22 protein-coding genes are annotated in these 22,418 nt (G+C 58.7%); 14 read left to right on the top strand and 8 right to left on the bottom strand.

Translation table 11 applies throughout. The features are described 5' to 3' along the window. The first annotated feature begins 179 nt into the window (after window positions 1–179). Window positions 180–2,765: a preprotein translocase subunit SecA gene (gene secA / locus MHK05_RS07840; protein ID WP_239205926.1), complete on the top strand. Its 2,586-nt coding sequence runs from the start codon at window positions 180–182 to the stop codon at window positions 2,763–2,765. Between the two features lie 140 nt (window positions 2,766–2,905). Beyond that, complete coding sequence (locus tag MHK05_RS07835; protein ID WP_239205924.1) at window positions 2,906–3,724, top strand: hypothetical protein; 819 nt, start codon at window positions 2,906–2,908, stop codon at window positions 3,722–3,724. Between the two features lie 23 nt (window positions 3,725–3,747). Here the strand turns inward: MHK05_RS07835 and MHK05_RS07830 are convergent, their stop codons facing one another. Continuing rightward, complete coding sequence (locus MHK05_RS07830) at window positions 3,748–4,131, bottom strand: hypothetical protein (protein ID WP_023020782.1); 384 nt, start codon at window positions 4,129–4,131, stop codon at window positions 3,748–3,750. Window positions 4,132–4,309: 178 nt separating this feature from the next. On the opposite strand from MHK05_RS07830, the gene MHK05_RS07825 reads away from it, so the two are divergent. From MHK05_RS07825 to MHK05_RS07815, 3 genes are read left to right on the top strand one after another with little or no spacing between them, the layout of a single operon-like run. Continuing rightward, complete coding sequence (locus MHK05_RS07825) at window positions 4,310–4,720, top strand: HAD-IA family hydrolase (protein ID WP_023020783.1); 411 nt, start codon at window positions 4,310–4,312, stop codon at window positions 4,718–4,720. After that, window positions 4,720–5,235, top strand: coding sequence for a DUF6912 family protein (locus tag MHK05_RS07820; protein ID WP_023020784.1), 516 nt, complete (start codon window positions 4,720–4,722; stop codon window positions 5,233–5,235). The genes MHK05_RS07825 and MHK05_RS07820 overlap by 1 nt, the downstream gene beginning before the upstream one ends. Before the next feature lie 16 nt (window positions 5,236–5,251). After that, window positions 5,252–5,503 carry a hypothetical protein gene (locus tag MHK05_RS07815; RefSeq protein ID WP_049359376.1) on the top strand — a complete coding sequence of 84 codons (252 nt, stop codon included), beginning with the start codon at window positions 5,252–5,254 and terminating at the stop codon, window positions 5,501–5,503. On the opposite strand, the gene rsgA is transcribed toward MHK05_RS07815, so the two are convergent. Together rsgA and aroA are read right to left on the bottom strand one after the other, a co-directional pair. Continuing rightward, window positions 5,500–6,525, bottom strand: coding sequence for a ribosome small subunit-dependent GTPase A (rsgA, locus tag MHK05_RS07810; protein WP_239205922.1), 1,026 nt, complete (start codon window positions 6,523–6,525; stop codon window positions 5,500–5,502). The two genes, MHK05_RS07815 and rsgA, sit on opposite strands and share 4 nt — an antisense overlap. Beyond that, window positions 6,518–7,819 (bottom strand): 3-phosphoshikimate 1-carboxyvinyltransferase, encoded by a 1,302-nt coding sequence (gene aroA, locus MHK05_RS07805; protein ID WP_239205920.1) that lies wholly within the window; start codon window positions 7,817–7,819, stop codon window positions 6,518–6,520. Before aroA ends, rsgA begins: the two co-directional genes overlap by 8 nt. Here aroA and MHK05_RS07800 point away from each other — a divergent pair. Then, window positions 7,818–8,465 (top strand): SOS response-associated peptidase, encoded by a 648-nt coding sequence (locus tag MHK05_RS07800; RefSeq protein ID WP_239205918.1) that lies wholly within the window; start codon window positions 7,818–7,820, stop codon window positions 8,463–8,465. The two genes, aroA and MHK05_RS07800, sit on opposite strands and share 2 nt — an antisense overlap. Here MHK05_RS07800 and ybaK read toward each other — a convergent pair. After that, complete coding sequence (ybaK, locus tag MHK05_RS07795; protein ID WP_239205916.1) at window positions 8,451–8,954, bottom strand: Cys-tRNA(Pro) deacylase; 504 nt, start codon at window positions 8,952–8,954, stop codon at window positions 8,451–8,453. The genes MHK05_RS07800 and ybaK overlap by 15 nt on opposite strands. A 28-nt stretch (window positions 8,955–8,982) precedes the next feature. On the opposite strand from ybaK, the gene MHK05_RS07790 reads away from it, so the two are divergent. Beyond that, entirely contained in the window at window positions 8,983–9,594 is a 612-nt protein-coding gene (locus MHK05_RS07790; RefSeq protein WP_023020790.1) for a sigma-70 family RNA polymerase sigma factor, read from the top strand. Further along, a complete protein-coding gene (locus MHK05_RS07785) occupies window positions 9,594–9,866 on the top strand; it encodes a mycothiol system anti-sigma-R factor (protein WP_023020791.1) in 273 nt (90 codons plus the stop codon). Before MHK05_RS07790 ends, MHK05_RS07785 begins: the two co-directional genes overlap by 1 nt. Before the next feature lie 107 nt (window positions 9,867–9,973). Here the strand turns inward: MHK05_RS07785 and MHK05_RS11965 are convergent, their stop codons facing one another. Both MHK05_RS11965 and MHK05_RS07780 read right to left on the bottom strand, forming a co-directional pair. Beyond that, a complete protein-coding gene (locus MHK05_RS11965; protein WP_100067784.1) occupies window positions 9,974–10,048 on the bottom strand; it encodes a 50S ribosomal protein bL37 in 75 nt (24 codons plus the stop codon). Between the two features lie 83 nt (window positions 10,049–10,131). Continuing rightward, entirely contained in the window at window positions 10,132–10,392 is a 261-nt protein-coding gene (locus tag MHK05_RS07780; RefSeq protein ID WP_239205914.1) for a WhiB family transcriptional regulator, read from the bottom strand. A gap of 496 nt (window positions 10,393–10,888) precedes the next feature. Here MHK05_RS07780 and MHK05_RS07775 point away from each other — a divergent pair, with 496 nt between their 5' ends. Then, window positions 10,889–11,377 (top strand): hypothetical protein, encoded by a 489-nt coding sequence (locus MHK05_RS07775; RefSeq protein ID WP_239205912.1) that lies wholly within the window; start codon window positions 10,889–10,891, stop codon window positions 11,375–11,377. 74 nt (window positions 11,378–11,451) lie between these two features. On the opposite strand, the gene MHK05_RS07770 is transcribed toward MHK05_RS07775, so the two are convergent. After that, entirely contained in the window at window positions 11,452–12,690 is a 1,239-nt protein-coding gene (locus tag MHK05_RS07770) for an Rv3212 family protein (RefSeq protein WP_239205910.1), read from the bottom strand. Then, window positions 12,687–14,012: a DEAD/DEAH box helicase gene (locus tag MHK05_RS07765; RefSeq protein WP_023020794.1), complete on the bottom strand. Its 1,326-nt coding sequence runs from the start codon at window positions 14,010–14,012 to the stop codon at window positions 12,687–12,689. Before MHK05_RS07765 ends, MHK05_RS07770 begins: the two co-directional genes overlap by 4 nt. A 71-nt stretch (window positions 14,013–14,083) precedes the next feature. Between MHK05_RS07765 and MHK05_RS07760 the strand changes: the two genes are divergently transcribed. The 5 genes from MHK05_RS07760 (at window position 14,084) to MHK05_RS07740 (ending at window position 22,415) form a co-directional block, all read left to right on the top strand. Then, complete coding sequence (locus MHK05_RS07760) at window positions 14,084–14,308, top strand: DUF3107 domain-containing protein (RefSeq protein ID WP_005322370.1); 225 nt, start codon at window positions 14,084–14,086, stop codon at window positions 14,306–14,308. A 61-nt stretch (window positions 14,309–14,369) separates the two neighbouring features. Further along, window positions 14,370–15,308: a DUF3152 domain-containing protein gene (locus tag MHK05_RS07755; RefSeq protein ID WP_023020796.1), complete on the top strand. Its 939-nt coding sequence runs from the start codon at window positions 14,370–14,372 to the stop codon at window positions 15,306–15,308. A gap of 9 nt (window positions 15,309–15,317) precedes the next feature. Continuing rightward, the gene (locus MHK05_RS07750) at window positions 15,318–16,103 is read left to right on the top strand and encodes a hypothetical protein (protein ID WP_239205908.1); all 786 of its coding nucleotides are present in this window, start codon (window positions 15,318–15,320) and stop codon (window positions 16,101–16,103) included. A 32-nt stretch (window positions 16,104–16,135) separates the two neighbouring features. Then, entirely contained in the window at window positions 16,136–19,243 is a 3,108-nt protein-coding gene (locus MHK05_RS07745; RefSeq protein ID WP_239205970.1) for an ATP-dependent helicase, read from the top strand. Further along, complete coding sequence (locus tag MHK05_RS07740; RefSeq protein ID WP_239205906.1) at window positions 19,236–22,415, top strand: ATP-dependent helicase; 3,180 nt, start codon at window positions 19,236–19,238, stop codon at window positions 22,413–22,415. The genes MHK05_RS07745 and MHK05_RS07740 overlap by 8 nt, the downstream gene beginning before the upstream one ends. The last annotated feature ends 3 nt before the right edge of the window (window positions 22,416–22,418 follow it).

Raw genomic sequence — 22,418 nt, 5'->3', positions numbered from 1 at the left:
GGGAAATGGTGTCTTGGTGGGGGAGGTTCGACGTCGGCAAGCGGCTTTAAAGGCTTAGATATGCCAGATGAAGGTTGCGCGCATGCCCTATGCGCTAGGCGGAAGGTGCTTTGTGAATGCGAGTGAGTACAATAGCGACGAGTTAACTTTATTGTCGCGACTAGAAGGACTAACTAACCGTGTTTGGACTTTCCAAGCTGCTGCGCGCGGGCGAGGGCCGTACGGTCAAGCGCCTGGGCAAAATGGCAGACGACGTAATTGCCCTTGAGGATAAGTACGCGGAGCTTTCGGACGAAGAACTTAAGGCAAAGACCGATGAGTTCAAGACTCGTCTTAAAGACGGCGAAGAGATGAATGACATCTTGCTCGAGGCATTTGCCACCGTCCGCGAGGCTGCCTGGCGCGTCCTCGATCAAAAGCACTACCGCGTGCAGATCATGGGTGGCGCGGCCCTGCACTTCGGCAACGTTGCCGAGATGCGCACCGGTGAGGGCAAGACCCTGACCTCACTCCTGCCTGCCTACCTTAATGCGCTTGAGGGCAAGGGCGTCCACATCGTGACCGTCAATGATTACTTGGCAAAGCGCGACGCGGAGATGATGGGCCGTGTCCACCGCTGGCTCGGCCTGTCCGTAGGCGTCATCCTGTCTGAGATGCGCCCACCAGAGCGCAAGGCTGCCTACGATTGCGACATTACTTACGGCACCAATAACGAGCTAGGTTTTGACTACCTGCGCGATAACATGGTGCGCTCCCTCAATGAAGTGGTGCAGCGCGGTCACAACTTCTGCATCGTGGATGAGGTTGACTCGATTCTTATCGATGAAGCCCGAACCCCGCTTATCATCTCCGGCCCAGTAGACGGTTCCTCCCAGTTCTACAGTGTCTTCGCCCAGCTGGCACCGCGCATGCGCGAAGGCATCCACTACGAGGTAGACCACAAAAAGCGCACCATCGGTGTGCTGGAAGAGGGCGTGGAATACGTAGAGGATCAGCTCGGCATTGATAACCTCTACGCCCCGGAGCACTCCCAGCTGGTGTCCTACCTGAACAACGCCTTGAAGGCCAAGGAGCTTTTCACCCGCGATAAGGACTATATCGTCCGCAATGGTGAAGTCATGATCGTCGACAGCTTCACCGGCCGCGTGCTGGCCGGCCGCCGCTACAACGAAGGCATGCACCAGGCCATCGAGGCCAAGGAGCAGGTAGAGATCAAGAACGAGAACCAGACGCTGGCTACCGTTACCCTGCAAAACTACTTCCGCCTCTATGAGAAGATCTCCGGCATGACCGGTACGGCAGAGACCGAAGCCGCCGAGCTGCATTCCATCTATGGCCTGGACGTAGTGCCGATTCCTACCAATAAGCCAAATCAGCGTGCGGACCACTCTGACCGCATTTACAAGACGCAGGAAGCCAAGTTCGCCGCCGTGGTGGACGATATTGCTGAACACGTCGAGGCCGGTCAGCCAGTACTGGTAGGTACCACCTCTGTGGAGCGCTCCGAGTACCTGTCCCAGCTGCTATCTAAGCGGGGAATCAAGCACAACGTGCTCAACGCTAAGCACCACGAGGAAGAGGGCCAGATCATCGCCCGTGCCGGCCGTCCTGGCACCGTAACCGTGGCTACCAACATGGCCGGCCGTGGTACGGATATCGTGCTTGGTGGTAACCCCGAGGTCATCCTCGATGAGAAGCTGCGTGAGCGCGGCCTAGATCCATTCGAGGATGAGGAAAAGTACCAGGAGGCCTGGGAGGCAGAGATCGATGCCGAAAAGGAACACTCCAAGAAGTTGGGTGACCAGGTCCGCGAGGCCGGTGGACTCTACGTGCTGGGTACTGAGCGCCACGAGTCGCGCCGCATTGATAACCAGCTGCGTGGTCGTACTGGCCGCCAGGGTGACCCGGGTGAGACCCGCTTCTACCTGTCCATGCGCGATGAGTTGATGGTGCGCTTCGTGGGACAGTCCATGGAGAACATGATGAATCGCCTCAATGTACCGGACGATGTTCCAATCGAAGCCAAGATGGTCTCCAACTCCATTAAGGGCGCCCAGGCGCAGGTGGAGAACCAGAACTTTGAGATGCGTAAGAACGTTCTCAAGTACGACGAGGTGCTTAACGAGCAGCGCAAGGTGGTCTACGCTACCCGCCACGATATCCTCGATGCCGGCGATATTCAGGACAATATCCGCGGCATGATTGATGACACCGTTTCCGCTTATGTCGCCGGCGCTACAGCCACCGGCTACGTGGAGGATTGGGACCTAGATGCGCTGTGGAACGCATTGGATTCCCTGTACGGTCCCACCATTTCCCACGAGGAACTGGTCGAAGGCTCCGAGTATGGTTCCCCAGGCGAGCTTTCCGCTGAGCAGCTTCGCGACGCTTTGGTAGAAGACGCCAATAACGAATATGACAAGCTCGAGGAATCTGTAACCGCAATTGGCGGCGAGCAGCAGATGCGCAATACCGAGCGCATGGTCATCCTGCCGATTATTGACCAAAAGTGGCGTGAGCACCTCTATGAGATGGACTACCTCAAGGAGGGCATTGGCCTGCGCGCGATGGCGCAGCGCGATCCGCTGGTGGAGTACCAGAAGGAGGGCGGCGAGATGTTCAATGCGATGAACGAAGGCGTCAAGGAAGAGACCGTCCGCCAGCTCTTTATGCTGCGCAAGCAGTTCAAGCAGCAGGAAGAGGAACAGGCCGGTGAGTCTTCGACCGCTGCGAACAACAACGGTGGGGATACCGTAGAGGCCTAAAACCCGGTGTTCTTTCTCAAACTCCGCCCCGCACCCACTCTTAAAAGTGGGAGCGGGGCGGGTTTCTTTTTAGGGAAAAATGAGTAGAATATAAGAATCTTGTCCAATCTGCTTTTTTCCTGTGAGGAACTCCACTGACGATGCGTCGCCGTTCTTTGCGTCTAGGAATTACGACGCTTCTGTCTGCTACCTTGCTTGGTGGCGCCACCCCAGCCGTGGCGTATGAGATGCAGCGCGACTCTGCGTCTTCTCTGCGCATCATCTTGGACTCGGGCGAAAAACTAGAACAGGACAACGCGGCAGCGGCCATTTTGGCTATCGCTACCCAGCGTAAGGAAGCGTTGGTGGCAGATGGAATTTTGTCGCAGGAGAAAGCGGATGCTGCCTTTGACCATTATTTTGGCGCATCCCGGCTCAATACTGCGCGCGCCGATGGCAATATCTATGCCACACCGCTCGATTTCCCGTGGGAGCCCGAAGCGCGTCCACAATCGCGGGAAGGCAAGCAGTTCACCGAAGCTGCCGTGCTGGATTACCTTGACGTGCTGGGTGCCAACTATGCCCAGGCGGTGATTCGCGCCGAGCTGGGTGAATTCACTAAGGATCTGCCGCAGTCCACTGCAGGCAATGCAGAGTCTTCTCCGCGGCCACAGAGGCCCGCCACCGGGGATACAGGCTCCGCCTTCCCGGATGAGTTCCCGGATTACGCGTCAGCGCTGCGCGATATCGTCACTATCACCAAGCAGGTCAATGCTCCCTTGGAAAAGGCCGCAGCAACCCACCGTGGTGTGAATACCGTACTCGCGGATGGCACTGCTGATGACAATTCCGGGCTATCCGTCCTGGAAGGTGGTCTGCTGACTACCGGTATTGCGGCGCTAGCAAGCGCTGCCGGAATTGGATGGTCCGCACTGAACTGGTCCGATATTCTTTCTCAACTCGGCCAGTTCATTTCCTAGGCGGTGAGGTCCGTTCGCATAGCTTAGAGCAAGCGGAACGAGGTTAATCCCGTGTGACTGGCTGATCCTGTAAAAGCATGCTGCTGTTGACCTATATAAACAGAGCCGAAATACTCTCCGTTTGAGCGCGCGTGCAGGCTTGTCAATTGCAATCTGTCCGTGGTGTAGGGGCTGGAGCGTTGGCGCACCCACGAGCCAATATGCAGCCGGATTGCGTCCGAATAGCGCGCGGAATTGAGGTGAGCTAGCGGCCGATAGCCGGCAGCAACCTCGAGTGCGAAGATTACCCAGCCTTGGATGCGGTGTTGGGCGGCGACCTCCGCGGACGTCGGCAAGCGGCCGTAGCGCACGCGATGAGGCGCGAGGAAGAGTTTGAGGTGTGAGTAGCCAGGGATGGGCTCGTACATGATGGGGAAGTAGTGCTCCTGAATAAGGGCAGGAGGCGGACGCGTGATAATTGTCTCATGCCCGGCCCGCGGCCGCCATTTCTGAGGGTTTCCTGAAAGGGGTGGCCGCGAATGCGCGCGCGGTTCGCTATACTCTCGGGGAGTTAAAGAGAAAATCGTAACCAAAGGATTTAAGTACATGCGTGGTCTGATCGTTGACTATGTCGGCGTCCTCGACGGCACCGAAGAAGATAACCGTCGCTGGAAGGCGCTGCTGGCCGCCGCCAAGGCAAATGGCGCGGCAACCGCCATCCTCTCCAATGACCCGGGCGGTCCAGGCGCGGAGCACATTCGCGAGTGGGAGTACCGCGGAAACGTAGATGCAGTTATTCTCTCTGGTGAGGTTGGGGCGGAAAAGCCAGAGGTCGCTGCATTTCAGGCGGCCGCAGATGCCCTAGAGCTTCCGCTCAATGATTGCGTCATGGTTGATGATTCTATTCTCAACGTCCGCGCCGCCGTGGAAACCGGCATGGTGGGCTTTTTGTACACCAGCTTTGATCGCGTTTCCGTAGAAATTCAGGCTGTCTTCGATATTGAAGGTGAGTTTTAGTGGCTAAAGCCCGCGTCTACATTCCCGCAACCTACGCCATGCTGGCGGAATTGGAAGAAACCGGTTCCCTTTCTGCGCGCTCCGGCTGGGGTTTCATGGTGACCCCAGCGCTGCAGGATTTCTATACCGAGGGCGATGAAGAAGAGATTGCCTACTCGGCATTCCTCGAGGCATCTATGGCCTCTATGCGCCTTCTGGCCATCGGCGATGAAGAAAAGTTCCCGCATCGCCGCGTGGTCATCTCCGTGGACTTGGATGATTCTGTCATCACCCCGCGACCGGATATGGGCGAGCCGGTGGTAGAACTCCAGCCGGCGCAATTTAGCAAAGACGATCTAGCGGCCATCCACGTGGATATTGCGGAATCCGAAGAAACCACCGCGAAGGCCATCGAGGCTATTGACACCGCAGACCTTGGCGATGAGGACGCGGAGCTGGCCGTGGGAGATGCACTGGATAAGTTTATGGCCTTTTATCACCCCAGCGAGCTGCCTTTCCTCGTAGAATTGCTCTAAAACTGAAGGAGAAAACATGACTCAGCGTTTCAAGAACCTGGCTGCAGCCACCGTTACCGCAGGCGTAGCCCTCATTTCCGCGCCAGCCGCGCTGGCGGCCGATACCACCCCGGCCGCAGATGCCGCTGCCGATGTCGTGCCCACTACCCCGTGGCTAGCATTGCTAGAGACCTCGTCCCAGGGCACCTGGGGCCAGATCCTGGATGTGGTCTTTGGCATCGTAGATGTCCTGCTAGGCGTTATGGCCGATACCGGTTTCCACCTTTAATTTTCCCAGTCCACGTTGGTGCGCAGGGCCTCGAGCAGGCCGCGCACCGCGTCGCGCCGCCGCGCACTGGCGGTATCCGGAGGGATAAGCGCAGGGTCATCCAGCCCGCATTCTGGGTCCGCAGGCGGGCCCTTATGCGTACAACCACGGGGGCAATCCTCGACGGCGGCCGCAAGATCTTCAAAGACACCGAGCACGTCATCTGCATCCACGTGTGCGAGGCCGAAGGAACGAATGCCGGGGGTATCGATAATCCAGCCGCCAGAGTATGCATCATCGGCGGGGAGGGGAAGCGCTACCGATTGGGTAGAGGTATGCCTGCCTTTGCCTACTCCCGATACTTCCCCCGTCTCCCTATCCGCATCCGGAACCAAGCGGTTGACCAGGGTGGATTTGCCCACGCCGGAGTGGCCGATGAGCGCGGTGACGTGGCCATCGATGTGCTGGCGCACGGACTCGAGGCCGTCTTCGACGCCGGCTTTCACCACCGTGACATCAAGATCAGCAAACTCGGCCGCGAACGGCTCAGGATCCGTGAGATCTGTTTTAGTCAGGCACAAGATCGGGTGGATATTGCCCACGAAGGCGGCGATGAGGGCCCGCTCGACAAACCCGGAACGCGGTGGTGGATCGGCCACGGCGGTGACGATGAGCATCTGGTCCGCATTCGCCACCACGATGCGCTCGTAGGGGTCGGTGTCATCGGCGGTGCGCCGAAGAACGGAGGTGCGCTCTTCCAGCTTCACTATGCGCGCTAAGGTGTCTTTCTTGCCGGAAGTATCGCCCACGACACCAACGCGGTCGCCCACCTCGATGGCGGTGCGGCCGAGCTCGCGGGCACGCATGGCGGTGACCCGCGGGCCGTCATCTAGCGCGACGCCCCAGCGCCCACGGTCTTTGGTGATGACCATGCCGAACTTGGCATTTTTATGTTTGGGACGATCCTTGGTGCGCGGCCGCGAACCCTTGCCAGGGCGCACGCGCACGTCGGATTCATCAAAGGAACCGAAACGCCTAGCCATTGCTCTCCTGTTGTTCGGGGTCCAGCATCGTCTCCCACATGCGGTCGAAGCCAGGAAGGGTCTTCGAGGTGGTAGAAATATCCTCGATCTCTATGCCCGGCACCTTCAGACCGAGGATGGCACCCGCGGTGGCCATGCGGTGGTCCGCGTAGCACGGCCATTCTCCACCGTGGAGAGGGACGGGGTCGATGTGCAGGCCGTCGGCAAGTTCGGTGACCTTACCACCGAGGGCGTTGATATTATCCGCCAGCGCCTTCAAGCGGTCGGTCTCGTGGCCGCGCAGGTGAGCTATGCCGGTAAGGGTAGACGGGGTGTCTGCCAGGGCGCACAACGCAGCGACGGTAGGGGTGAGCTCGCCAATATCACCCATATTGCGCTCAATACCCTGCAGCGCTCCGTCTTTGGAGCCCTTTGCGGTGACAAAGCCCGGCTCTTGGGTGACCATAACGCCCATATCCACCAAGATATGGCGAATAGCGTCACCCGGCTGCGTGGTATTGGCGGGCCAGCGCTTTATGGTCACGCGGCCGCCGGTGACAGCAGCGGCGGCAAGGAAAGGCGTGGCATTGGACAAATCCGGCTCGATGGCCCACTCCCGGCCGGCGATCGGGCCAGGGTGCACGGTCCACGTATTCTCGCCGGAATCTACGCGCACGCCCGCTTGCCGTAGCATGCCCACGGTCATTTCCACGTGCGGCAAAGAGGGCAAGGGGCCGCCCTCATGGGTTAGGGTGATGCCCTTTTTAAAGCGTGCACCGGCTAGCAGTAGTCCGGAGACGAACTGCGATGACCCAGAGGCATCGATGGTGACCTTGCCGCCTTCTGGCACCCCGTGCGAGTGCACGGTGAAGGGCAGGCTATCGCCGTCCACCTCTACGCCAAGCTGGCGCAGCGCATCGAGGGTGGTGGACATGGGACGGGCGTAGGCCTGCTCGTCGCCGTCGACAAGCACGGCGCCATCAGCCAAGGCCGCAACCGGCGGGATAAAGCGCATGACCGTGCCGGCCAAGCCGCAATCTACCGTTGCGCCCTTGAGCGGGCCTGGGGTGACGTGGATGTCCTCGCCGTCGTGCTCGAAGCGCACGCCCATAGACTCCAACGCCTTTTCCATCAGCTGCGAATCCCGCGAGACCAGCGGAGCGCGCAGGGTAGAGGGGCCATCGGCCAACGCGGCCAAGATGAAGGCGCGGTTGGTAATAGACTTTGAGCCCGGCACGTGCTGGGCCCACGTAATGGGGCCTGCCGCTTGCGGGGCGGACCATGGTTGAGACATATCGTCCATAATAGAGGGCATGTGCGGAAGATTCGTTCTTTTTACCGAGTCCCTCCTTGATGCGGTGGGAGAGCTGCCCGGAGTCACCGAGGTACATGCCCCGCAAGGAACCCCAGGGCCCCGCTACAATGTTGCGCCTACCCAGCCGGTGGCTATCGTGCGCGTGCGCGAAAGCCTTGCTCAAGTCGATCCTGCGCGGTGGGCGCTATTGCCGCACTGGAAGAAAGATCTTGAGGGCCCGCCGCTGTTTAATGCGCGGGCGGAGACCGTGGCCTCCAAGCCTTCTTTCCGGCACGCTTTTAAGGGGCAGCGCTGCCTCATCCCGATGAATGGTTACTACGAGTGGCGCCAGGAAGAGGGCGGCAAACAGCCCTACTTCGTGCGCGCGGAGGAAGGCTTGTTGTGGGCCGCAGGCCTCTGGGACACCGGCTTAGACCGCCTGTCCGCCACGATCATTACCACTGCAGCCACGGAAGAAATGGAGTGGCTGCACCATCGCCTGCCGCGCTTTTTGGCGGCCGAGGAAATGCGTACGTGGCTAGAGGGCAGCCCCGAGGAGGCCGCCGAGCTGCTCTTGCCGACGCCCCTGCGGGGCTTTCACACCCACCCCGCCGACAAAGCCGTGGGCACTGTATCCAACGACTATCCAGAGCTACTCGGCGAGTAGATCGGCAAAGCTGGCGTCACACAGCTGCGCGAGGTCCTCCGCATTGAGCTCGATATCTAGCCCGCGGCGCCCGCCAGAGATGAAGACGGTATCGAAAAGCACAGCGGTTTCTTCGATGATGGTGGGCAGTGGATTCTTCTGACCCAGGGGAGAGATGCCGCCGGGAATATAACCGGAAGACTTGGTCGCATCGTGCGGCTCCGCCATGGCGGCCTTGGAAACCTGGTGTACGGCTGCGGCTTTTTTCAAGCTCAGGTGGTGGGTAGTAGGGATAACGCACACCGCTAATTTTCGCTTGGGTCCCTTGCCCGCCGTTAAATCGATGACCAGGGTTTTGAGTACGCGCTCCGGCTCTACGTCTAGAGCCGCGGCGGCGTGATCACCGAAGTGATCGGTGCCCGCCTCAAAGGTGTATACGTGGTGCTCGATACCGGCGTCTTCTACAACTTTGAGCGCTGGGGTGGCTGCATGCGGGGACTTTTTAGACATGACTGGGATTCTAACGCTAGGCGTTAGTATGGAAATTGTGGCTAAAGAAACAATCAGCGAAAAGGAGCTGCAGCGCCGCTTTGAAGCGGAAGCGCTGCCCCTGCTAGATCAGCTCTACGGTGGCGCCTTGCGCATGACGCGCAATCCCCAAGACGCTGAAGACCTAGTGCAGGAGACCTACCTCAAGGCCTATAAGTCCTTCCATTCCTTTACTCCGGGTACGAATCTCAAGGCTTGGCTTTATCGCATCATGACCAATAACTACATCAACTCCTACCGCAAGGCGAAGCGCCGGCCAACGGAGTCCTCGGCTGATGACCTGAGTGATTTTCAGCTCTATACCACCGCCGGACATGATTCCACCGGCCTGGAATCCGCCGAGGTAGCCGCGCTCAAGGACATGCCAGATTCCACCATTTCAGAGGCCATGAATGACCTTCCCGATGATTACCGCATGGTGGTTTACTACGCGGATGTGGAGGGCCTGGCATATAAAGAAATTGCGGAAATCATGGACACTCCTTTGGGCACAGTGATGTCTCGGTTGCACCGGGGAAGAAAACTACTCCGAAAAGCGTTGAAAGACGTGGCACGAGAACAAGGTATTGGATTAGAACACCCAGACATGGAGGAGAAGTAATGGAACGCGCAACGGAACACAACTGTGGTGCGTGTAGCTCCCCAGAGGTACAGGCCCTCCTGTGCGAGCTTCTCGATGAATCCACCACCTATGCCCGCGCGCTCGCCATCCGCGAGCACATCGCCCAGTGTGATTTTTGTCAAAAGCGCCTCGAGAGCGAGGAGATTATTCGTTCGCTGGTGCGCAACTGTTGTAACGGGCAGGCCAAGGCGCCGCAGGCGTTACGCCGCCGCATCTCGGTTGAAATCACTCGCATCGAGACCACCTGGTAGTGCGGACATACGGCACGGGCTGCTAAGCGGCCTGCGCCGATTCGGCAAAGCAAAAGCCCGGCTCCTACGGTCTGTGATGACCGAGGGCCGGGCTTATGTGCTGTGCGTTATGCGCCAGGACGCTTGCCGTGATTAGCGGACTTCTTGCGGCGATCCTTGCGCTTGCGACCACGCTTGCTCATTGCGCACTCCTTCGTTGAGGGTATCTGAACTTTATTCAACTTTAGCGGCTAAGGGCGCCGAAACGAAAATTGGGGGCCAATGATTAAGCGGAAACGCGGGCGCGTCCACGGCCGCGGTTGCGGCGGCGCTTGAGGGCGCGGCGCTCCTCTTCAGACAAACCGCCCCAGACGCCGGCGTCCAAGCCGGACTCCAGTGCCCACTTCAGGCAGGAAGAGGCAACGGGGCAACGGTTGCAGACCAACTTGGCCTTAGCGATTTGGGTAAGTGCAGGACCAGAATTGCCTACTGGGAAGAACAGCTCGGGGTCTTCGTCGCGGCAAATAGCTTCGTGGCGCCAATCCATGATTGATATCTCCTAACAAAAATTCGACAGCAGAAAGCACAAGCACTTTTCATAAAATGAAAAGCAACCAATGCCATGGGTGGGTGGTTGTGTGAACTGGTCTGCGCGCAGTGGGGCCCGGTCTCGAGGTCGGGCCAGCGTCGCCGCCGCCAATGGTCCACATTGTGGTTACTTGAAGTTTCCTTCAAGTTAAGAAGAGGTTTACGTCCTCTTTCTTTTTGCTACCCCAGAATCATGACATGTTTACTCAGGCTCCGCTAGGGGTAGAGGCGAAAATGTGTTAAACATCACTGAATGGAAAGTGGTGTGGGGGTCATTTAGATAGACGCTGGAGTTGAAAGAAGCCTGTGAGAAACGCGCTGAACTGGCGCATTGACTGAAACTACTTGAGTGTGGTGACTAGAGAAGCGTCAAATCTGTCCGGTTAGCCCTTGCCCCCGCGAAACCTGAGTGGCGCACAAGAAAATGGCGTTGCCCGTGAGTAGACTGTGGGCTTGTGTCCAAACAAAACAAGAAGGTAAACACAAAGCAAAATGCTGCCTCCACGCGGTCGATTAGTGGGGAAGAAAAGACCCAGCACGGGGCGCCGCAACCAGTCCTCGTGGCCGCAGCACTCGCCGTGATTCAGTCCATCGCCGTAATCTGTTTTGGCATCTTCCTGATCGTGCGCGAACTGACCGGTGCGGAAAACGGCTCCATGGTGTCGGATTCGGGCTCTGGAAGCTTTGTGGGGCTAGGCACCGCACTCTTTATCTTTATTGTGTTTGGTTTTGTCATCATTGGCGCTTGGGCCATGGTCAAGGGAAAGCGCTGGGGTAGGGGAGCCATTATTTTGGTGGAGCTAATCTTGGCGGCTAGCTCCTTCCAAATGTTTAGCGGTGGATCGCCGCTACTGGGCGCGGTGACATTGCTGAGCGCCGCAGTGGTCATCTTCTTGCTGATGTTCGTACGCGCCTCCACTGAGTGGGCGGCAGCAAACTTCTAAAGTCGTCTTCACGTGTAAAAGGCCGCGCCCGGTAAAACCCGGAATGCGCGGCCTTTTTATGCGATGGTGGGGTACTAATCGGCGCTAAGGCCCACTACCTTATCGCCGCGGGCTTCCACAATGGTGTCACCCGCTAAGGTGAGATAAACGGCACCGCGGTAGGCGCCGCGGTCAACCGGGACGGTCCGCAGAGTCTTGCCAGTGGACCAGTCCATGACTGCAATTCCTTCTTTGGTAGGCACCAGCATCTGCTCGTTGACAGCGATGGGGGTGCCGATGGCCTCTTCCACGATGCGATCAACCGAGAGGTCGCTCGGCTTAAAGAGGTAAAGCCGGGAGCCATCAAACCAGGTCATATGGTGCGGCAAGTCCGCAGTTGTCGGCGCGAAGGGGGAGTCGCCGGTGTCTATAGCCGGAGAAGGCTCTGCTGGGGAAGAGTCGAGCTTTTTACCTTCATTGTTATATGACTCGATGGAGGGGTGTGGTCCTGGCCGGTATACGGCGGCGGCCTTTTGGCCCACGGCGACAAGGCGGGCGCCATCGGTGGCAATGTCCACATCGGCGGCGATGTCCGGTTGACGGGAATCATCGGGGGTGGTGTCTTGGAAGCGCAACCAGGTGGTATTCGGCTTATCGGGGCAGGACTCTGTCAGGGCTAAGTTCTCGGTACGGGTAAGGGCCGAGGTGAGCGTGCAATCCTCATGCGGTTGCTTGTCCGGTTCTTGTTTTGCCTCCACGTCACCGTATTCCACGGTACGTACCATATCGGAGCGCCACAGATCGATGCGGTCGGTGGAGACCGTTCCTATCCGGTCATTGGAGGATATGGGTACCACCTCGTCCGAATTTATGGCACTACGGGTGCTGTCATACTCACCAGTCGCGGCATCAATCGCCACGGTATCTCCGCAGCCCACACCGGTCTTATAAGTAGCTACTATCTTGCCCCATGCAGCAGACAGTGAGCATAGTTCGGCATCAGTGCGCTCATAGGTCCACGCTTCGGAACCGTCCGGATTGGTAGCCGTGAGCGTGTGATCCGCATGTGTGATGGTCAGGCCGTGCGCCGAAACCGCTCGGTATTGGCCAGGCACCGGTTCATTGGGGAGGCTGAAGGACTCGTGGAGGTTAGTCGGGACTGTGGAAAGTGCGGGTGCATCCTTTTCCCCAGGAACGGCCGCCTGGCTCAAATGTGCCTGATTGATATTGGCAGTGACGGCTGCACCGCCTACCGCGATGGCGCAGACCACGGCAATGATGCCGGTGGCCTTCCAATCAGAGAGCGTGGAACGCAAAATGGGAGCCTTAGTCATCGGCGGCCTCCTCGTCGGCGCCGGGAGCTGCCGCGGCGCGCAGTGGTACGGGTGGGGGATTTCTCGCGGACTGAAACCTGGCCTACAACCTTGGTCTCGGGGCCTACGGTCTCCTCTGCATCCGCGGGGATGTCTAGCGCTTGGGCCAGCTCTGGGGAAGTAGAAAACCATTGTGGCGGCTCCGGCTCTCCCAAATCCAGCTCATCGTTAATGACTTGCCATTTGCCCAGCTCATCGTAGCCCACCAAGGTGATGGCGGTACCGGTATGCCCGGCGCGACCCGTGCGACCAATACGGTGGACAAAGGTCATTGGATCATCTGGTACCTGGTAGTTGATGACGTGAGTGACATCATCGACGTCGATACCGCGGGCAGCAATATCGGTGGCGACCAGGATGTCTACCTGGCCGGAGCGGAAGGCCTGCAGGGATTTCTCGCGGGACTTTTGCCCAAGGTCGCCGTGGACGGCTCCCACGCGGAAGCCGCGCCGGGCGAGATCATCGGCCAAATGGGCGGCCGCTCGCTTGGTGCGGGCGAAGATGATGGTGCGCCCGCGGTCGGCAGCCTGCAGGGCGTGCGCGACGATGGCAACCTTATCCATGCGGTGAGCTTGGAAGGTGACCTTGCGGGTGGAGGAATGAGTGAAATCCTGCTCGCCCGATTCGGCGCGGATATGGATGGGCTTATCCATAAAACGGCGGGCCAGCGTTAAAATCGCGCCCGGCATCGTAGCGGAAAAGAGCATGGTCTGGTGCGCATTGCCATCCAGAGCCTGCAGGATGGCCTCCACCGAGGGTAAAAAGCCCAAATCTAGCATCTCGTCGGCTTCATCGAGTACCAAGATGGCCACCCGGTCTAGTTGCAGATTGCCGCGCTCGTGGAGATCGATCAGGCGGCCAGGTGTACCGATGATGACATCGGCGCCCTTATTGAGCTTTGTGATCTGTTCCTCGTAGGGCCGGCCTCCGTAGATGGAAACCAAACGCACCGGTATGTCAGCGGCGGCTACCTGCAGGTCTTTGGTGACCTGCTGAGCAAGCTCACGGGTGGGGACCACCACGAGGGCGCGCGGGGTGCCATCGAGCTCTTCGATATCGGCATCATCAAAGACACGATCCAAAAGCGGCACGCCAAAGCCGTAGGTTTTGCCCATGCCGGTGCGCGCTTGGCCAATCAAATCCTGACCGGACAAAGCGATGGGCAGGGTTAATTCCTGGATTGCAAAAGTACGCGTGATGCCACGGGTGGCGAGTCCATCGCAGATTTCGGCCGCAACGCCGAGTTCCGCGAAGCTCGGTGGCTGGGATTTTATGTCAGACACACCTTGATAGTAGCCGGGATGGTTATAGTGGGGCCATTGACAATAAAACTCTAGTTAGAGGAGGAACCCTCATGGATATCAAGTTTGGCTTCGCAGACACCGCTCGCGAGCTGGTCATTAGCGCTGCAGGTGACCAGGCTGAGCTGACGCAGAAGATCAATAGCGCCCTGGCGGATAACTCCACCTTGGAACTGGAAGATGACAAGGGCCGCAAGTACCTCGTGCGCACTGACCGCGTGGTCTACGTTGAGGTGGGCATTGCGAAGAAGCACGCCGTGGGATTCGCCGGCGCCTAAAGACGAGCGCACCGGTCTGCTGATTCAGATTTTTAAAAATAAACGGGTAACCTAAGGCCCCATGGAAGACAGGGAGACTCGCCACGCTCACCGGAGCCAGGGCCATTCGCCGGACCACCCTAATGCGGTGGTCCGGTTTGCGCGTCAATATGGCTGGTGGCGCGTGGTGGCTATCCCTTTGATGATCGCCTTGACCATCTGGTTCATTGTCGATATCGCCACCGCTTCCTCCTCTGAAGAAGGGGCGGAAGAAACTACCACAGCTGCCCCGACGAGTGCCGAGAAAATCGGGCCTGATCCGGCTGATGCGGAAGCGGTCAAACGGGAAATTAGTGAGATGCCGCCCGGTGGGGCGTTTACCAAGCAGGGAAAGGGCACTTTCCATGAGGTGGGCGAGCCCGGCGCCGTAGCCGGTAAGGGTGGCGCGCAGAAGGTGCGCTATTCCATCGAGGTGGAAGATGGCCTCAATACCGCACCGTATGGCGGCGATGATTCTTTTGCAGCCATGGTGGAGGCCACCCTTTCTGATCCGCGCGGCTGGACCGCGCACAAGGACTTCGAGTTCGAGCACGTGGCCTCTGATGCGGATCCAGATACCCGTATCCAGCTGACCTCCTTGGGTACCGCCGCGGAGCGGTGCGGGGAGAAAATTGAAACGGAAACCTCCTGCCATACCACCATTACTGGCGAGTCCACCACGGTTATTAATGAGGCTCGCTGGGTGCGCGGTGCGACGCCGTTTGAAGGCGATATGGGTAACTACCGCCAGTACGTTATTAACCACGAGCTGGGCCACGCCATTGGCTATGCGGCCCACCAGCCGTGTGGTGGGCAGGGCAAGTTAGCTCCGATCATGATGCAGCAGACCTTGGATCTCAATAACAAGGCATTGCACGATCGCAAGCCCAGCGAGGTCTATCCTGATGAGGACGTGACCTGTGCAGCTAACCCGTGGCCTTTCCCCAACCCGGATAATAAGGATCCCCACCAACCCGAATAGGAGTTAAGGATGCCGCTTCCCCCAGAGCATGTTTTAAGCGCCTTTCACGCGGAAACTGGTGCTACCGGTACTCGCCGCGCTCAGGGCGATCAATTAGGCCCGGTGTGGGATAACGGCATCAAGGTGGGGGACGTGGTCTATTCGCAGGCCGGTCCTTTTGCTGCATGGTCCGCCAAGACGCGCGAGCGCCTAAGTGTGCAAGGCGCCCGGGTTTCCCGGCCAATTTTATCTAGCGATGGCCGTCATACGGCCGCTGGCTGGAAGGCCACGCAGTTTATTCCGGGGCAGGTCCGGGGGCGCATTGATGAAACCGCACAGATGGCGCTGCGCCTTGATACGGCTATGGCCGAGGTGGCACTTCCCACCGGGCAGCGTGACGATGTCTTTGCTCGCGCGGAGCGCGCCGCGTGGGGAGAAACCGGGGAGGCTTATCGCCCGGCTCTGCTTGCCGACGTCCCCCTTATCCCCGCCCACACCGCTCTTCTCACCACTACCGTTTACCACGGCTCCAACCCGCCGGGCATTGTGGACATTGTGCCGAGCGAATCCCCGCGCCCGGCCGGCTGGACGGCCGCTTTGGTTATTGTGGATGGGCTCATTGGCCAAGCAGTCGATGATGGGATCTGTCAGCGCTTTAGTCATGTACCCGGTATGCCGGAATTGCTGTTGCGCGCTGTGTCGTATCGCCGTCATGTCAATGACCTGCACTCCGCGTCGCGTTCAAACACGCGTTCGCACATTGAGCGGGTGGAGCAGCATCTGGTGTCGCGGGCATCTGCCATACTGGAGCGGTGAGTTACGATCCCCATTCCACCGCGCGTGCGGGAGTGGTCCTTCCACCGTCCCCGCAGGTGCGCCTCGTTCCCCGTACCCAGTCCGCCACGACCCGCAGTTGGCCTGTTGACCTGCCAGAATCCGGTACCTGGAAGGTAACCGGTGCCGCCGGCACCGGTGTGTCCAGCTTCCTTATTGATACCGTCATTCATGCCTTGGATAAAGCCCGGCAGACCGGCGCGGATCCCTCCGGCATCCTGGTTATCGCTCCCTCGAAGGAATCCGGTGCCCGATTGCGCCGCGAACTTTCTGAACGCCTCGAGAATTACGCCGCACAGACCTCAATGGTGCGGTCTGTGCACTCCTTGGCTTTTGCGTTACTGCGCACGGCGGCCGAGGAGGAGTTACGGCTCATTACCGGTGCGGAACAAGATGCCGTCATTCGGGAGCTACTTATCGGTCAAGCAGAGGACGGCCACGGTTCCTGGCCAGAAGAGATGCGCCCCGCGCTGGAATATGTGGGCTTTGCGCGGCAGTTGCGCGATTTCCTTTTGCGCTCCATTGAACGAGGTCTGGGCCCAGGAGACCTGGAGCGCCTAGGCCACGAATATGGCCGCCCTATGTGGTCCGCCGCGGGCGAATTTCTGCGCGAGTATGAGCGCGTGCAGCTCCTCTCCCGTTCCCATTCATACTCTGCTGCAGAGTTGGTTACCGCGGTTCTCCAACGCCCTGAATTACTGCGCGATCATCCCTTCCACACCATTGTCGTCGATGATGCGCAACTGCTCGACCCCACCGCAGGAAAACTCATTCGTGAGCTGGCTGCGCAGGCCAATCTCGTAGTTGTGGGTGGCGATACAGCCCAATCCGTCTTTGCCTTCCGTGGTGCTAGCTCGCGCTTTTTGCAGGACTTTCCAGCCGAGCATGACATTGAGCTCACCGAGTCCTACCGCAGGCCCACACCGGCGTGCATCTCTATCGTGGATTCGGACGGTCGGCTGCGCGACGTCGTAGCTAATACCGTGCGCCGCCGCCACTTGGAAGATGCCGTGCCCTGGCGCGACATCGCTGTCATTGTGCGCTCTACTAGTGACATTGGCCAAATGCGCCGCACCCTCCTAGCCGCCGGTGTGCCCGTACATATCAATCCCACCGACGTTGTCTTGGCCGAACAGCGTTTGGTCTCCGCTGTGTTGCTTGCGCTGCGCGCCTTGGAGGAGGAACTATCTAACTCTGAGTTGGAAGAACTACTCACCGGACCTGTGGGTGGCGCCGATCCTGTCACCCTGCGCCGACTGATCCGTGGCTTGCGCCGCTGGGATTCCACCACTCGGGGCATCGATAGCCTCCGGGGCCTTCTCTACGGCGAGCTCCCAGACTTCAACGGACAGCTCACTGAACGGGAATATTCGATCCTCGAACGCGTTCGTGCAGTGCTCAGTGCCGGCCGGGAAGCGCTCACTTCCGGCGCTTCGGTGGAAGAGATTCTGTGGGTTGTGTGGAGTGCTACCGACCTGGACAACCGTCTACAGGCCTCGGCCTTGCGTGGTGGTGCAACGGGCTCGCAGGCCGACCGCGACCTAGATGCAATGATGGCGCTTTTTGACGCTGCTGGAGACTACGTAGAACGCCGCCCGGATTCTTCACTGAGCGCGTTTTTGACCCATATCACTGAACAAGAACTTCCCACCAGCGTGCGTGACCGCCGTACCGCCATTCCGCAGGCCGTAGAAATCCTGACCGCGCACGGTGCAGTGGGCCGCGAATGGGATACCGTCATCGTGGCCGGCGCCCAGGAAGGCAGCTGGCCTTCGCTAGGAGAGACTGGCTCCATCTTCGGGCAAGAAGATCTTATCGATCTCCTCGACCACGATATTGATCCCGATACTCCCGTCAGCCACATCGCCTCCCGCTTGGCAGAGGAGCGTCGTCTCTTCCACGTCGCTACCACCCGCCACCGAAAGCGCTTGCTCATTACTGCCGTGGAGAATCCAGAGGGCGATACGGTCTCCGAGCCTTCTCGGTTCATCGACGAATTCGCCGGACGTGGTGTCGATGTTCCCGGTCAAGCTGCGCGTCGCCAAGCAAAGCGGGCGCTGCGCCGCGCCCAACTCCCGCGCGAATTGGGCCTCGATGTGCCCGAACCCGCACCCGTTTCTTTGCGCGATGGTCTGGAGATTGATCCACTCGATGTTGCGGTGTTGTCCGTACCGGCCTTTGTCGCACAGCTGCGCCGCGTAGTTAGCAATCCGGAATCTGGTGAGGTTGAACGCAAGCAAGCTGCCCGCCAGCTCGCGCGGTTAGCGGCGGCCGAAATCCCCGGCGCCCACCCGGAGCAGTGGTGGTCGGCGCGTTCCGTTGCGGCTGAACTGCCGTTGCATACCAGCGGCAGTTTGTCGCCCTCCCGGGTAGAAGCGTTGCTCAACTGCCCACTCAAGGCTGTGCTGGGCAATGTGGCTGAGGACCCGAGCGCTGAGGAGCACCTGCTCCGCGGTACGTTGGCCCACGCCTTCTTTGAAGCCATTGGCCGCGGTATGGATGCGGAAAAGGCCAAGCTTTTGGTGATGGAGGCTTTCGAGCGCATCCAGGACGTGCCGCAGTGGCAATTGCGATTCAAACTCGACGAGTTTTCCACTCTATTGGACCGCGCCCGCGAATGGGCGCGCCAATCTGAAGTAAATCAAGAACTAGTGGGCGTGGAAATTCCTGTGGGCGTACATGTCGGTGAAGGCGTGCGCATCGGCGGCTATATGGACCGTCTCCTTCGCGATGAAGAAGGAAACTACTTGGTCGTGGACCTCAAGACCGGGAAAACCCAACCGGCCAAAAAAGAAGCCGAAGACCATGTGCAGTTAATGACCTATCAGCTCGCGCTTGCCTATGGTGCATTCGACGGCCATCAGGTCCACGACGGTGAAGGAATGCCGCGCCAGGGAGGGGTGCTGGTTTACCCGGGCGCAACCACTAAGAAGATTGGCGAGATTTGGCAAAGCGATAAATCTCCGGAAGCACTCGAAGAATTCGCCGCACTTCTGCCCCCGCTGGTGGAGGAAATGCGTGGTCCGCGCATTACTGCGCGTACCAATAAAGACTGCGATAAATGCCCAATTCGCTCCATCTGCCCCGTGCAGGAAGAAGGAAGGATGACCACCGATGCCTAAGAGCAACTTTTCCCCACAGCAAATCGCTGCGGCCTTGGGCAAGGATTTCCCGCCTACCGACGAACAAGCTCATGTCATTGAAGGCCCATTTAGCCCCAAACTCGTGGTTGCCGGCGCTGGTGCTGGCAAGACAGAAACCATGGCCTCGCGCGTGGTGTATTTGGTGGCCAATGGTTATGTGCGACCTGAACAGGTTCTTGGCCTGACCTTTACCCGCAAAGCCGCGCAACAACTGGAGCAACGCATTCGCAGGCAGCTGATTCAACTGCGCGATTCCGGTCTCATCCCACCAGGCAGCGATGTGGCAGAAGCATTAGAAAACATTGCGCCGAAGGTATCCACCTATGACTCCTACGCCGGAGAACTCGTTCGTGAATACGGCCTATTAGTTCCGGTTGAGCCCACCGCGCGCATCATTACTGAGGCCGAGCGCTATTCCTTAGCCTACGATGTGGTGCGCAATTACACCGGCCAACTAGAAGACGATCGCACCCTAGCCACAATCACCGAGACCCTGCTGAGCCTCAGCCAGGATATTGATAACGGTCTCAAAGACACGAGCCATATCGCTGAGCATGCGCGCGATTTTCGCGCAGATATCGATAACCTTGACAAATCGAAGAAGAATGGCCCCGAATACTCTCAAAAGCTGCTGGGCTATATCCAGACACAGGAACGCCGTGTGCAGTACGTACCGCTGCTGGAGGCCCTGAAAAAGGAACAATCCGAGCGACAAGTCATCACCTTTGGCGAGCAAATGTCTGTCGCCGCCCGAGTAGCGCGTGATTATCCTGTTGTGGGCAGGCAACAATCCCAGCGCTACAAGGTTGTCATGTTGGATGAGTACCAAGACACCTCCTATGCCCAGCGCGTTCTACTTCGAAGCCTTTTCGGCGGCGAGAAAGATGAACTGTCTGTTACGGCTGTAGGCGATCCAATGCAGGCCATCTACGGCTGGCGCGGCGCGACCTCTGAAAACCTCACCGCCTTCGTGGAGGATTTTCCAGTCGAGTCGGGCACACCTGCTCCGAAGGACCAATTGACTACCTCGTGGCGCAACCCTTCGGGTGCGCTGGATTTGGCTAACTCAGTGGCGGAGAGGGTATTTGAAGGCGTTGAGCGTCCCGTGGATGAACTTTCTGCCGCCCCACATAAAGGCGAGGGTGAAATCCAGCTGGCCTACTTTGAAAGCGAAAATCGCGAGCGCGAATTTATCGCCGAGCATTTGAAAAAGCAGTGGGACAAACGCGAAGGAGACACCTTCAGCGCAGCGGTTCTGGTGCGTAAAAATAGGCAGTCCGCACCTATCGCTGCGGCTTTAGACAAGGCGGGCGTACCTAATGAAATCATCGGTCTCGGTGGTTTGTTGTGGCAGCCAGAAATCCAGGATCTCGTGGCCATTGCCACGATGCTCGTACGCCCAGAAGATCTGTCTGCATCAGTGCGGGTACTGGCTGGCCCTATGTGTGGATTGGGGATTAGCGATATTCAAGCCCTCGCTTCGCGTCAACGAAACCTCGCCGGAGCAAGGGAGGAGCGCTTGCGTTGGGAACCAGGAATGGACCCGGAAGATTACCTGCGAGCGCAGTTGGAAGATGTCACCGCAGAAGAACCGGATCAGCGCGTTGGCCTTGCCGACGCCCTGGCTGACTTGGGGGAGAGGGACCGCTATACCCCACAGGGCCTTGCCCGCATGGAAGAGGTATCTGCCAAACTGCGGCACTTGCGCACCTATTCGCTATCCAAGCCGCTGGTGGACATCTTCGCTGATATTGAGGCATTGTTTAATATCCGTACCGAAGTCTTGGCGCGCGGAAGCGCGGGGGGAACGGCCCACTTGGATAAATTTGCCGATATCGTCGCTAGCTTCCACGGTGATTCTTTGTACGCACTCTTGGACTATTTTGCGCTTGCACTCGAAAAGGAAGACGGTTTGGACATGGGCGAGGTGCCTGCCGCAACGGACCGTGTGCAAATTATGACTGCGCATAAGGCCAAGGGCCTGGAATGGGAGCATGTCTGCGTGGTGCATGCTGATTCTTCTAGCTATAACGCGCAAGCGGAGACCTTCCTTAGCAGGATCGAAAAGGTCCCGGGGGAGGACGACTATATTGAGGTCCCAGAGGATGCCGAAAAGCGCTCGCAGTTCCAAAACGCCTGCGAAGAATTTAAGAAAGCAGATAGTGCCCTAAAGGCGGAAGAATCTGCGCGCCTTTTTTATGTTGCATTGACCCGTACCGAATCCACGCTGACCGTTACTGGTTCGGGGACTAATAACCTTTCTTCAAGAAACAAGAAGGGGCCCTATGAATACCTAGAGCATTTGAAGGAGAAGTTCCCGCAGTACGTGGTGGAGTGGTCCGTGCCAGATGAACCGTCTGAGGAGGACTTTGGTGAGAGCGCACAGTTCCCAGCGCTGATGGCTAACCCGGAGGCAGTTGCCGGTGCCGATGCGGTGCTTGAGGCGATGGATGAACTTCCAGACCTCAGCCACGGTGAAACCTTTGAGTTGTGGGAGCAGGAAGCTGGCGCTCTTATTGAAGAATACAGGGCTCTGCAACAGCCGGTGGTAGACGTTGAGCTACCCAGCGAGCTGACTGCTTCTGACATGGTTGCGCTGCGGGCAGATCCACTCCAGTTCGCACGCAGGCAACGCCGTCCAGTGCCGTTTAAGCCGAATGCTTATGCCAAGCGCGGTACCGCCTTCCACGCGTGGTTGGAGGACCGCTTTGGCAGCCCTGCACTATTGAGCGAGGAAGAGCTGCCGGGTACTGATGAGGCGGCGGACTATGACTTGGAAGAGCTGAAAAAAGCTTTCTTGAGCTCGGAGTGGGCGCAACGTCAACCGGAATACGTAGAAGCGCCCTTTGAAATCACCATCGGTGAGGCCGTGGTGCGCGGGCGCATGGACGCGGTATTCCGCTTGGACGACGGCACGTGGATGGTGGTGGACTGGAAGACAGGCCGCCCACCCCAAGGGGAGGCTATGGACGCCGCCAAGATACAGCTTGCGGTTTATGCAGAGGCATGGCGGCGTATCCATGGCGGAGAGAAGATTCGCGCTGCTTTCTACTATGTGCACGATGGTTATACCTTTGAGCCAGCCTGCCTTCCACGTGGGGAAGAGCTAAAGAAACTCCTTGAATCGTCAGTTGAGCACCAAAAGGGCTAAGGT

The sequence above is a fragment of the Corynebacterium nasorum genome (genome assembly GCF_022347325.1).
In the GTDB taxonomy this organism is placed as follows: domain Bacteria; phylum Actinomycetota; class Actinomycetes; order Mycobacteriales; family Mycobacteriaceae; genus Corynebacterium; species Corynebacterium kefirresidentii.
This window is presented reverse-complemented; position numbering and strand designations above follow the sequence as displayed.

What these genes read in the sequence shown, in the direction of transcription:
- MHK05_RS07835 (WP_239205924.1), top strand. Translation starts at nt 2,906, where the DNA reads ATGCGTCGCCGTTCTTTGCGTCTAGGAATTACGACGCTTCTGTCTGCT.
- MHK05_RS07830 (WP_023020782.1), bottom strand. Translation starts at nt 4,131, where the DNA reads ATGTACGAGCCCATCCCTGGCTACTCACACCTCAAACTCTTCCTCGCG.
- MHK05_RS07825 (WP_023020783.1), top strand. Translation starts at nt 4,310, where the DNA reads ATGCGTGGTCTGATCGTTGACTATGTCGGCGTCCTCGACGGCACCGAA.
- MHK05_RS07815 (WP_049359376.1), top strand. Translation starts at nt 5,252, where the DNA reads ATGACTCAGCGTTTCAAGAACCTGGCTGCAGCCACCGTTACCGCAGGC.
- rsgA (WP_239205922.1), bottom strand. Translation starts at nt 6,525, where the DNA reads ATGGCTAGGCGTTTCGGTTCCTTTGATGAATCCGACGTGCGCGTGCGC.
- MHK05_RS07800 (WP_239205918.1), top strand. Translation starts at nt 7,818, where the DNA reads ATGTGCGGAAGATTCGTTCTTTTTACCGAGTCCCTCCTTGATGCGGTG.
- aroA (WP_239205920.1), bottom strand. Translation starts at nt 7,819, where the DNA reads ATGCCCTCTATTATGGACGATATGTCTCAACCATGGTCCGCCCCGCAA.
- ybaK (WP_239205916.1), bottom strand. Translation starts at nt 8,954, where the DNA reads ATGTCTAAAAAGTCCCCGCATGCAGCCACCCCAGCGCTCAAAGTTGTA.
- MHK05_RS07790 (WP_023020790.1), top strand. Translation starts at nt 8,983, where the DNA reads ATGGAAATTGTGGCTAAAGAAACAATCAGCGAAAAGGAGCTGCAGCGC.
- MHK05_RS07785 (WP_023020791.1), top strand. Translation starts at nt 9,594, where the DNA reads ATGGAACGCGCAACGGAACACAACTGTGGTGCGTGTAGCTCCCCAGAG.
- MHK05_RS07780 (WP_239205914.1), bottom strand. Translation starts at nt 10,392, where the DNA reads ATGGATTGGCGCCACGAAGCTATTTGCCGCGACGAAGACCCCGAGCTG.
- MHK05_RS07770 (WP_239205910.1), bottom strand. Translation starts at nt 12,690, where the DNA reads ATGACTAAGGCTCCCATTTTGCGTTCCACGCTCTCTGATTGGAAGGCC.
- MHK05_RS07760 (WP_005322370.1), top strand. Translation starts at nt 14,084, where the DNA reads ATGGATATCAAGTTTGGCTTCGCAGACACCGCTCGCGAGCTGGTCATT.
- MHK05_RS07755 (WP_023020796.1), top strand. Translation starts at nt 14,370, where the DNA reads ATGGAAGACAGGGAGACTCGCCACGCTCACCGGAGCCAGGGCCATTCG.
- MHK05_RS07750 (WP_239205908.1), top strand. Translation starts at nt 15,318, where the DNA reads ATGCCGCTTCCCCCAGAGCATGTTTTAAGCGCCTTTCACGCGGAAACT.
- MHK05_RS07740 (WP_239205906.1), top strand. Translation starts at nt 19,236, where the DNA reads ATGCCTAAGAGCAACTTTTCCCCACAGCAAATCGCTGCGGCCTTGGGC.